The organism is Marinicella marina (assembly GCF_030065545.1).
Taxonomy (GTDB): Bacteria; Pseudomonadota; Gammaproteobacteria; order Xanthomonadales; family Marinicellaceae; genus Marinicella; species Marinicella marina.
The window spans coordinates 211,670-225,037 of sequence record NZ_JASJNC010000001.1 but is presented as its reverse complement, the minus strand read 5'-3'; the positions used below and the strand labels follow the sequence as shown (position 1 = coordinate 225,037).

At 39.9% G+C, this 13,368-nt stretch carries 1 protein-coding gene; it reads left to right on the top strand.

All coding sequences use genetic code 11. The features are described from left to right. The first annotated feature begins 228 nt into the window (after positions 1–228). On the top strand, positions 229–13,362 hold the full coding sequence (locus QNI24_RS00995) for a carboxypeptidase regulatory-like domain-containing protein (RefSeq protein WP_283708444.1): 13,134 nt from the start codon (positions 229–231) through the stop codon (positions 13,360–13,362). The last annotated feature ends 6 nt before the right edge of the window (positions 13,363–13,368 follow it).

Genomic DNA, 13,368 nt, shown 5'->3' with positions numbered 1-13,368 from the left:
GTCTAGTAAACTCAGGCCTTACCAGTGAACTAACCGATGGAGTCTAGCTGATTTTCATTCATAACATATAATTATGATTGAATTTTATTATTATAAAATAATTTGACATAAATGGTGTGATATGATGCGCTAATCTTAACAACAGATGAGTTTAGCCTAAAAAAATAACATGGATGTGATTTATAGATTCATGTTTAGATATGATGTTGGCAGCTCTAACATATTTATATGGATGTATTAAAAGAAGTTTTTACTAAAAAACTCTATGTAGCGATTGTACTACTTTCACTAATTAACTCTTTTGCATTATTCGCTCAACCTCAAGAGTCTGTATCTTGTGTTGTTTCAGTTGGCAACAGCAATGCACCATTGTATCCTAATGGTGAGTATTCAGTCATAAATATCCCCGGTGATTTAGGTGCTGTTAGAGCACGCGCTACTTGTTCAGATGGTTCATTTGGCCAAAGTGAAATTGGATTTACTGAGCTTATACAAGATGAAGTTATACCATTAGGGCCTATAGAGTTTGGAGTTCTATTTCCAGTTCCGATTGCTGCTGAATTAAGTGCCCCAACCCAAGAGTTGGATACTAACGAAAGCGTTCAGATGTCAGTTTTTGCTATTGGTCCTGATGGATCCACTCGTGACGTAACAAATCGTTCTGAAGGTACAATTTATAGTATCTCAAATGATCTTATTGGTGAAGTATCAGAGAATGGATTGGTATCAATTACAGCTGATTTTGACGTCTCTTCTTCAGCTCGATTAGTTGCCAGCACCATTACAGAAGGTAGTGCATCTTCGACATTGTCCTTTACAATAGGTCCCAAGGGTAGCCTAACTGGTACAGTGTTTGGGCCAGATGGCACATCACCTATATCTGATGCTATTGTGAGTGTTCAAAGACTTCAACCTAATGAAATAGAATCATCAGTCATCACTAACGCTAATGGGCAGTTTGTAGTTTCAGATGTTAATGCTGGGCTGTTTAGGGTGTTGGCAATTGATCCTAATAATGGCGATCAAGCATTTGCCTATGCCAACATTGAGAGCGAAGGACAAGTTGTTAATGTTAATCTTAATCTTGTAGGCCAAGGTGGTGTCAAAGTCACTGTCTTAGATAGTGATGATCAATTGGTTTCTGGTGCTGAAGTTACACTAACTTCATTAGGCAATCAATTTAGTGTCAGTACTGGAATCACTGATTTAAGCGGTATATTTTCGTTTAATCAGTTACCGGTTGCTGACTTTACTGTTTCAGTAAGAGACCCAAGCACTGGTTTGTTCGGCTCTACACTCGATACTGTTTTAGTCAATGATATTGTAGAGAAGACCATCAGGCTGCAACAAACTGGTGAAATTTTTGGTGTGGTTTTTGATACTGATGGCCAGACGTTAGTCGGTGGTGTTCAGGTACGTATTTCAAGTCGTGAAAAAGGGGTCATTTCTCAACAACTAACAGATCAGACAGGTTCATTTTCATTTAATACATTGCCCCAATCAGATGGTCCATTTATTTTGGATGCGTTTATTGGTGGTCGATTGCGTGGAAGGGTACCTAATTTAGTCTTCAATGACAGCAGTGATGTAATCACACAAAACATTACATTAAACGCAGTTGGGGTTATTAGAGGGCGAGTGTTAGATTTAGAAAACAATACTTACGCTAATGCAGAGGTTACGGTTCAATCTCTAGTGGGTGAAAATCTCAACTTTTCAGTAATTACTAATGAAGCTGGTGAATTTGTATTGCCAGCAGTACCTGTTGGTGAATTTGAGTTAACGGCGATTACTCCCGATGGTGAGACAGGACGTGTCAGTGGTGAAGTTCTGGCTGATAATGATGTCATTAATTTAGACATTACATTGGCATCTAATACCTTGGTAGGTACGGTGTTTAATAGAGATGGTACATCGCCAGTTGGCGCAGGTATCACAGTATACTTGGCTGATAGATCTGATGGTGAATACTACTCTTATGAAAATATAGCTGATGTGGTAACAACGACTACAGATTCATCCGGGCAGTTTGGGTTTGAAATTACAGAAGCTGGTGATTTTTATATACAAGCGGAAACAGGTCTAGACAGAGGTCGTTCTCAAGCAGTTGTTGTGAATTTAGATCCAGTAAACCCACTGGTTGTTGATGTGACTTTATTGGCCAAAGGTAGAGTTTTCGGAGAGGTTAGAGATGCCAGTGGTGTTCTACAAGAAGGTGTCGATGTAGAAATCTATTCTGAAGGATCTTTTGAAGCAAGAAGAACCGTTCAAACTGATATTGATGGCAGTTATTCTATTGATGGCGTGTTTGCGGGTAATCTTATTCTGAATGCTAAAAACCCAGTAAATAATCAATCGGCAGTTAGATCTGAAAGGTTGGATGCTGAAGGCGAAAACGTAGAAGTTAATTTCATTCTTTCAGCCTCTGGAAATTTAGAAGGCAGGGTTGTTGATGCTGATGGTGGGGTGATTCAATCTAGGGTGAATGTCAAAGTATTAGTGGACAGAATTCCATTTGTAGACGTCGATTTTGCCAATGGTTCTGAATACTCAATAACAGGTGTTCCAGTAGGTGATGTTGTTCTAGTTGCTGAAGAGATTTCAACTGGAAACAAAGGGGTTGCTACAACTAGAATAGATTTTCAGGATCAGGTAAAAAATGTTGATATCCGTTTGATTGGTCAGGGAATATTGGAAATTGAACTGATTGATGAGCTTGGTGATCCAGTTGTAGGGGCAGAGGTCACAGTCAGTAATACTTTGCCATTTAGGGTTTCACAAAGCTTAATCAGTGACTCAGAAGGCATGGCAGTTTTCAATGCAGTAAATGCTGGAGACTTCAGTATTAGTGCGTTTAAAGACGAAGGTTTTGGTGCTTTACGAGGTTCAGCAGTTGGAACATTGTTGCCAGATCAAACCTTGAGTTTACAAATCGAGATGGAAGCGGTCAATGTAGGCAGTATTCGAGGGGTGTTGTACGACAGCGATGGAATCACACCAGCAGGTAGTGGCTGGGTAGTCAGGATGTTACCAGAACCTTTTGAAGATGCATATGTAACCACCACTGGTGCTGATGGAACATATGAATTTCCTCAAGTTAATGCTGGTACATACAATATTTCCGTAATGAGTTTCTTTGGTGAAATAGACCAATGCCCAACTCAAGATAGAAATCGCGCAGGTGCCACCGGTGTGACTTTAGTTGATCAAGATGAAGAAATTTTGGTTGATCTTCAGTTGATTGGCTCTGGAGAGGTTTATGGAACGATCACCGACACAAATGAAAATCCTGTTGCAGGTGTTGATATCACCTTAACCAATCCAGACCCGTTCTTTGGACTTAATGTAACCTGCTTGAGTAGGACAACTTATGATACTGTCACTGACGCAAACGGTGACTATACATTACTTGATATACCACCTGGTAATTTTACTATATTGGCTGAATCCGCTGATGAAACCATGCGAGCTGAAGCCAGTGATCGGGTAAATTTTGATGGTGATGAAGTTGAGCTTAATTTGACTCTGGTGGACAATGCAATAACTATGCCCTTTAGTTTCTATGATGCTAATGGCTTCCTGTACGACATCAATGGTGATGGTAGCATTGCTAATGGAACTCGAAATGTATATGGATCGGCTGCTCCGGACAATGGTGCCATGCTTCTTGAAATTATCACCAATGGTGTACCTGTCCCATTTGTCAATGGGGATGGAACTATTGGAGAATTATCTACAGATGGACAAGAAGTCATCGTAGATGACGTAACACCTTCAGGCTTGGTTGTTACAAGAAAAATAAGAACACCTCGTTCTGGATATTTCAGTCGTTATTTGGAGGTATTAAGTAACCCAACAAATGATCCTATTAATGTTGGTGTGCGAGTAAAATCCCATCATCGATCAGACGACTCCAATCCTCGTGTGGTTGATACGTCTGATGGTGACCAAGTATTGTCATTGGCAAACCAATCTAACCCAGATAATTGGGTTGTCATAGACGATCAAACAGATGTGGATCCATTTGTAGCGTCTTCTATTGGTGCAAGTGGTCATATATTTGATGGAATTGGTGCTGAAGATAAAGCAGATTTTGCATCTTATGAATTACTAGGACAAACAGGCAGGCTGACCTATCAATGGGATGACATCCTCATTCCTCCTGGTGAAACAAGAATTTTAATGCATTTTGCGTTAGGTCAAATTAAGCGTGATGGCGCGCGCGCAGCAGCTGAAAGAATTACAGATTTATCTCCTGAAATGATGGTAGAAATGACTTCAGATGAAAAAGCAGCAGTTATCAATTTTGATATACCTGAAATATCATCAGTTGATCCATTACCTAATTTAAATGCTGGGCGAATAACTGGGTTGGTGTTGTCAGGTAGTGGAACAAATACTGTTCCTAATGCTGATGTAGAATTTGTTAGCTTGCATCCTTTGTTTAAACGTATTAGATATACAAAAACAGATGAATCAGGTGGGTTTGTATTCGAATCGACTTTAGATGGATCGGCCAATAATTACGTAATTCCTGCCTTTGGATTTAATCTATCAGCTAATTATGTGCTCAGTGGTGCATCAACTGCAATTACTCCTGGTGAATTTAATAATGGTGAAACCCAAACTACGCAAGATCTTATATTTATTGGTGCTGGAGATGTCAGGGGCCAGGTTTTAAGGCACTATGGCGCGACTGTGCCTGATGCCACAGTTCACCTTTGTAATGTTAATCAGGTAGAACAATGTTATTCAGCAAGTAATGCTGACAACAGAACTGTAACTTCAGCAGATGGAAGCTATGAATTACTCGCAAATACACCCAGAGATTATTTTCTTGCTGCGATAGTCTCTCACCCGCAACTACCACAACTAGGAAGCGGGCGACCGTTATATGGTCAAGGTAGTGTGACAGTTACACCAACTGATGTAACTATTATGGATATTGTTATTGAGGAGACAGGAACGATATCCGGTGTCGTAAGCAATGACCTTGGTGTTGAAGTAAGTAATGCTGAAGTAGAATTGCTTTTACTACAAAATGGCATTTATCGACCAGCTCGTACCACAGTAACTGACACTTCAGGATTTTATCGGTTTTTTGATGCCCCTGTGGGTGACTATCAAATTAAGGTTGTGGACACGATTAGTAATTCAACAGGAGAAGCACTTTTAACTTTAAATGTAGATGAAGATCTAACTCAGAACATCACATTGGTTAAGTCCGTGCTTCTGAATGTAAATGTTGAGTATGAACGTGGAGGTTCTGCAAGTGAGGCATTAGTGAGCTTTAACGATGGTAGCAGTAACCGTTCTGGACGGACTGACAGCAATGGTCTAGCTCAATTTTTAGTTCAAAGTGGAAGCTATACATTGTCTGTAAAGCATCCCGACACTAACAGAAGTGGTAATGCATTGACCACAATCACAACGATAGAGATTAATGAGAGTGATGATGTATTTGATATCACAGTACCTCTTAAACCAGCTGGAGATGTTCTAGGCACAATTGTTCGACCAGATGGAACCACTCTAGCCAGTGGATTTCCATATGAAATAGCTCAAATCAGGGGTACAGCCATTCCTCGAATAACAGGTAATACTACTAACACAGGTTCTTATCGATACAACGGTTTACCATTGGGTGACTATATATTGACAGCTTATGATGAAGAACAAGACCGTTTTGCTGATGCCATCTTCACCATAGATAATGATGGTCAAGAGTTGGTTTTGGATTTGACATTACTAGACGAACGAATTGCATTACCTGCTGACTTGTATGATGCAAATCGGTTTGTTTACGATGTACAGCTTGATGGTTCACTAAATCAGGGTTCTAATTCATTCTCTAATGCGGCTTCAGTTTTGTCAATTAATGGTGAGGTTTTTACTGGAGACACCAGTGCTAGGTTACAGGCAGGACAAAGACAGTTTGTAATAACACAACCCACAACAATCAATGATTTGGTAGTTAGTCGCAAAATTTACGTGCCACGTGGTGCATATTTTTCTCGATACATTGAAGTCTTCGATAACCCGACAAGCGAAGATATCATAGTAGATATTGAATTGAGCCATACATTTTCCAGTGGTGAGGTAAAAGACTCTTCAACTGAAGATATTATCCTTTCTGAAGCGGATGATTGGTTTATTATCGATGATGACTTTGATGAAGATCCGATGATTTATGCGCAAATGCCACCTGTTGCTCATTTAGTAGCAACAGAAAGTTCGCAACTTAGACCAACCACAGTTTCGATTTTCTATGATAATCTGCAGCCAAATGTGTCCCAATCTTGGTCGCAAATAACCATTCCTGCGGGACAAAGTAGATCATTGATGCATGTAATGATTCAACAGATCAACCATACGGGTATCCAAGCTGCTACACAAAGGTTGTCACAGCTACCTCCTGAATTGTTGACTGATTTAACGCTGTTTGATATTGAATCAATTATCAATTTTGAGATTCCGATTGATGGTTTAAGTCCTTTAGAGCCACTGCCACCTTTGACTGGTGCTGTAAGTGGAATAGTTTATGAAGGCAATTTGACAACTGATGTACCGTTGACAAGGGTTACAATTCAGTCTCAACACCCTCTTTTTTCACGTGTCTGGGGTATGAAAGCCAATGATATTTGTGGTGGAGGTGGCACCTTAGTTAGTTCGTTACATTCGTCTACTATTGACGGTAGTTTTGAATTACAAGGGCAGTTAACCGAAACTGACTCGATAGCTATCCCTGCAGGTGTTGATGTTAAATTATCTGCGCAAATAGCTCAGGGTTGCTATGAGCAGTACGCTGGACACCCATTTACCAATGTTCCTTCAAGAGTTTTGAACATTGAAGCACCTATTCAACAAGATGTGATCTTTGATACAGGCGTATTCACAGGTAATGCTGTTGGTTCTATAGATTATTCGATTTCTTCAGGAAGGGTATATTTATCAATAGATAATACAGAGTTTCCTATAAATCAATACACAACCATAAATTCTGATGGTTCGTATATTTACCCTGGTGTTTTGCCGGGAACTTATGATTTGCTGTTTGATGCTAATCATCCCGATGAATATTTAGAAGCCGATGAATTAAGAGGCAGTAAAAAAGCAGTTGAAATTACGGTTGGTCAAGTACTCTTCAGTGATATAAATATACAGCCTACTGGCTCAATTCGTGGGTCGGTGGTTGATTTTGATGGGGCAGCCAGAGAGGATGCTGAACTGGTTCTCAATGGTTTGAGTGAAGATCAAACATATGATCAGTGTGATGTTGGTTGTGTGATGGAAACATTACCGCAAAATACTGGTAAGCGCCCTGTATCTCGTCGTGTGATTACAGATAGCTTAGGAAGGTATTATTTCAATACGGTTCCTACAGGTGATTATGAACTGGTTATAACGGACCCAGTTTCAAACGGTTTAACAACATACTCAGTATCGGTAACAGAGGATCAAATTACAACCCAGAATGTAACGCTAACAGCAGTGGGTTCTGCCACAGTTACTGTCTTAGATGTATCCGGAAATCCTTTGATAGATTCAGTTGTATATGTTGATACAGTCGCACCAGGTGGCTCATTTGTTGCAGGTAGAACTGAATTTGATGGCACATTTACAGTACCCAACATCCCTTTGGGTAATTATGAGCTTCGTATAACGGACCCAAGAACACCAGCTAATTCTTATTTTGACAGGTTCATAACTGATGAAATTACCAGTCCAATGCAAAATAACCAACATGCCATTCAGCTAAGAACTCGTTCAGAAGTTTTGTTGACAGTTATTGATTCAGATAATAGTGGTATGCCCGTGAGTCTAGCCGATGTGGTTATTACTGATGCCAGTGGTACAAGAAATGCCGGTCAGACAGATGCTTTGGGGCAGTTGATTATTACCGACGTACCGTTAGGTCAATTTACCATTTTGGTCACAGCAACAGTTAATGGTATAGAAAAGCAAGAATCAACCAATGGAATAGTCATAGAAGCAAATAATGATGAACAGTTAATAGTAAACTTAGATTTAGAAAGTACAGTCATTGCGTTGCCACAACAAATCAGAGATGCCAATAACAACCAATACTTGATTAGCCCTGATAACAATGGCGCTCATGCACCATCTTTGTTTATAGACGGTGTATCTTATTCTGGTGAAGATTTGGCAGTTACTCAACTTGATGGACGCCAATTTGTTATTAACTCAATAAACAATTACAGTGGTTTAGACATCACTCGTAAAGCATTTATACCAAACAATGGTTACTTTGCTAGGTATCAAGAAGTCATCGAAAATAACAACAATTTTGATGTCATTGTAGATATTAATGTTTTAAATCGAGTGGCTGATGGTAGTGTAAAAATGACCAGCACTGGTGATGAAATTATCCAAAATAGTGAAAATGAGAGAGATCTTTGGTACATCAGCCAAGATAACAATACGATTAGACATTATGGTTTCTTAGGCAGTGATGGAGTAGCTTCAGAGAAAAGCCCAGACTTGAGTCATAATTATATTAATATCTCTACATCCGAATCCAGTTTAAGCTGGAATGATCTCACCATACCGGCTAACAGTCGAATCCAATTGATGCATTTCTTCGTTAGACAAAAGGGCCAAAATGTTACGAATGGCCAAAATTCAGTTGAAGCTTCTGTTCAACGACTTATTCAATTACCTCCAGAGGCATTAACTGGACTGACTTTTAGTGATGCTAATGAAGTTCAAAATTTTGATATTCCAATTGACTTGATAAGTACTTTGCCCGATTTGCCAGCATTAAATGCACAGATTACAGGTCAGGTTTTTGAGGGCGATGGCATTACTCCGGTCGAATTCGTTTCAGTTAGCGTGCGTCATGATAATTTATTATATCCAAATGTCTTTGATGATTTTGAAGTTGATACTTTAGAGACAGGTGTTGATGGTCGTTTTTCAATTCAAGGATTTTTATCTTCAGATCAGTTTTCAAGACCTATTCCAGTTGGCAATCAATACACAATTACAGCCTCAAGATCAGGCGGGGTCCAGACATCACTTGATGTTCAGTTTCCATTAGATCAGGACTTTATCGATGTCCAATTAGTTTTCAATACAGGTAGTATTACCGGCAACTTATTAGGGGCATTTAATTATTCAGGTGATGAATTTACTGGAGTCACGGTAACTCAGGGTGGGAGTTTTGTAAAAAATGCAGAAATGATCTCAGATTTTGAGTATGAAATCATTGGTTTAGAGGCTGGAATGTACGATTTAGAAGCTGGCCTAGGAAATTTTGATAGTCGTTTAACGGGTTCTGTCAATGCCGTATCGGTTGTTGTGGGTTCAGAAAGTAATGTTGATATTTCGTTCGAACCCAATGGTGCTGTTTCTGGTGAAGTGACATCCAGCACAGGGGTACAGTTGCCTAACCAAGAAATCCTCATAACGCAACAGTCATCAAACTTCTTTAGGGAAACAACAACTGACGGATTAGGGCAATATACGCTTGGCGCGATACCCATAGGTGATTACACGATTACAGTTATTAGTTCTGAGACGGGTGCAGAAACCAGCGCTGAAGTAACCATCACAGAAAATCAAACCACAATTCAGGATTTGACTATCATTGGCGTTGGTGAAGTCACCATCACCACTGTATTTGCAAGCGGACAGATTGCCGCAAACATTAATATTTATATTGTTTCAGATGTTATCAGCAACAACACCTTCTTGGGTACTACTGATGTGAACGGAATATTGATAGCTGAAATACCAGTGGGTAACTATACTTTAAGTGCTCGTAATCCTTTGACTAATCAAAATGTTTCAGTAGGAGGTGTTGTCAATAGTGAAGGAGAAGTTTCAAGCATTGAGTTCATTTTGCCTGCATCGGCAAATGTTGAGTTTTATATCCTAAACGAAAACTTAGGCAATTCACCAATCGTTAACGCAACTGTGCGCTTAGATAATCCAGAAATAAATGGTGTTTCTGGTAATTCGCTTGGTACCAGTGATGTAAATGGTTTGGTAACGTTTACGAATTTACAACAAGTTGATTATCAAGTTGAAGTTGAGTTTAATGACCAGGATGAGACAAGTTTTGTACTCCCAATTACAGCTGCAATGGATGGACAAACCATTACCAAGAATGTCACTTTAAATGCTTCGAATCATCAAACACAGTCATTTGAGTACAATGGCCAAAGCCTTTTACACCAGGTTGAAGTGACTTCAGGCCAGACTTTATCAATCAACTCCAGAACGCAAGCTGGTGTCACTGGAGCAGCTTGTGCCATTGACATCAGAGTATTCGATTCTAATAACATACTATTGGCTGATGGTTTGGCCACGCCATCTGCAATAATTTCACAATCTGGTGACATTAAATTGATTCCAATTATTGATACTGGCCGTTATACCATTCAAAGCACACCGAATACTCAGTTCTGCACCACCGGAGATCAATTCATCAGTGCTGCTATTGATGGAGATTCTGTTCCCGTTGAATCATTCACCACTGGTGGTGTTGTAAACGGGCATGTTTACGAAACGGGTGGTGTGATCCCGTTAGCTGATAAAACGATTAATGTCAGATCGCTCAGTACCGCGCCAGTTTTAAATAATCAAGTTCTTACCGATGCCTCTGGCTTCTATGAAATAGTTGGTGTGCCTTTGGGTGACGTTGAAGTGACTTATGTCGAAAGGCCTTCGGTTAACGCAATGAGCACATTGAACAACATAGGTGATGTCACAACCATTGATTTGGAAGTGAATACAGCCACACTTTTTAATGTGAAAGTTCTGAATGCTGATTTAAGTCCGATTAATCAATCAGTCAGACTTGAAATCAGGGCGCCAAATCAAGGTGTGTTTAGACCATTTACTAACTCATCTGGTGAATACAGTTACAATTATCAAAATGATGGAACAGTGGTTTTCAGAGTAACCAGCCCATTTGACTCTCAAGTAATAGCCACACAGGTAGTTGAAGCAAGTGGTGGTGATGTAGTCGTGAACTTAGTCCTTGATGTTACATCAGCACAAGGAATCGTGTATGAATTTGATGGCGTAACACCAGTATCTAATTCAACAGTGGAGGTTTACTATGCTCATGATAATCGGTATGTGAACCAAACAACCACAGATAATCAGGGACAGTATTCATTATCTAACTTACCCATTGGCGTGGAATTAAATATCGTTGCACGTGACCCTGTCAATTCTGTGAAATCGTTGGTTAGCGTGATGACCGAACAAGGTTCAACTATCAATCAGAATATACTTTTGGCAGGTCGTGGAACTGTTTTTGGCAGGGTTGAAGGTATCGGAGGTGTTCCAGGTGTTGATTTTGAGGTGTGGGCTCAATATGTCACGGATCCAATTAATGGGAATACAGGTTCTCTTTACGCCAGCTCAAACACCAACAACGATGGCGAATATGAAATTATCGGTGTACCTGTAGGCCAGGAAATTACAGTTTATTACCAGAAAATTTTAGCGTTGGATAATCTTGATGGATCAGATGTAACAACATTAGCAAATGGTGGAATCACTCAAGAATTGAATTTTATTGTTCCAGGAACTTCTGTACGAATTCAACTCAGCGCCAGTGATGGATTATCCGTGGGCGATCAGTGCGCCATTGCATTTACTGGGGTTCCTGAACAATTTTCAGATGATCAAAGTTGTGATGACCCGTTCTATCTGTTGGCAATAGCAGAAAATCAAGACATTACATTGATCATTTACGAAACGAATACATTCAATACCATTTATAGCAGTAACTGGGAAATTATTACTGATCAATTGATTGATGAAACAGTAGTTTTATCCGTGATTACTGGTGAAGTGACCTATTTTGATAACACCGTCGTGCCTAATGCAACAGTCAGTTCAAATGACGGATTCTCTGCTGCTGCTGATGAAATGGGTCAATACCGCCTTTTGGGTGTTCGTGCAGGTAGTTTCGAATTGACAGCAACAGATAATCAATCTGGTTTGAGAGGACAAGCTTCTGATATGATGAATGATGTTGCCATTCCGCAAGTCCTTGACATACAGTTACAAGCATCTGGCTCAATCAGCGGAGTGGTCACAGACCCAGCAGGAGCTCCATTACCCAATGCCAGGGTTTATGCTGAAAATACAAGTGAAAACTTTGAAACCAGCGACAGAACGGATGTCAATGGTATCTATGAATTGCCTTATGTTGCACTGGGTCAGATAGAATTATCTGTTGCTGATACAGCAACCAAAAATGTCACAACAAACAACGCAGAGCTGTCTTTTGATGGTGAAAACATCATGGTGGATATGCAGTTTGATGAGACCGGTTCAATGTCAATAAACTTGATGAGTTCACAAGGGCCGATTGAATCTGCCTGCGTTGAATTAAAGCATACTCATGGATATGCGGCCTATGATGATGTGTTCTACCAATTGCCAGATTTTAATGGCAGTGGCCCTGGAATTCATTCTTTCCCTTCGGTTGCACCGGGTGAAGTGCTCATCAGAGGAATAGATGGAAGCTGTTTTAATAACGGTGAAATCGCATTGAAAAAAGCTGAGGTGATAAGCTCTGATGTTGTAGATGAAAATGTCGAACTAGGTAATGCGAAGCGGTTAAGCACAGCTTTAAATAATGGTGGGACTGGCTACCAAGTTAGCATTGATGGTATTGGGCAGATTACACCAGTTAACAACGAATCTGCTGGGAATTATGATAATAGACCATTGTATCGCCCTCTCAAATTGAGCGTGAATGGTCGATTATTGAAAGAGCAAAGAGCTGCATTCAATGAAATTGACAATCAGCAAGTCATCGTAGGGCCCACAACAACAGATTTCATTAGTTTTGAGCGTCAAATTTATTCCGGTATAAATGGTGACTTTACTCGTCTGGCGGATAAAGTGACTAACATTGGAAACACGCCTGTGACAGTTGATGTTAATTTATCTGGTGCATATGGCAATTTGGAGGTTATTTTTGACGGGAATGATATTGAAACATCCTCTGCCAATACTTTATTAAATGTTAATCCACAAACTAATGGCAATACACATGCGATTCATGCATATGATGGCAATGATAACTCCGACCCAGCTGTTACAGGCTATGTCTTTTCAGGTAATTCGCCAATGATTCCAGTGAACACTGATTTCATGAATGCAAGAGGCAGTTTCTCATGGTCCTGGATACAAACAATTCAGCCTGGGGATACCGCAATATTTGTCAGTTACGTGGTTTACAGTGACCCCGATGACATTAGCACAGTAAACGGAATTATTACTGAGTTACTTAATGGCACAAAATCAGATATGTTTGATGGTATGAGTGGCAGTGATCAGATGGATGTTGTGAATTTTCAGGTGCCATGATGAGTC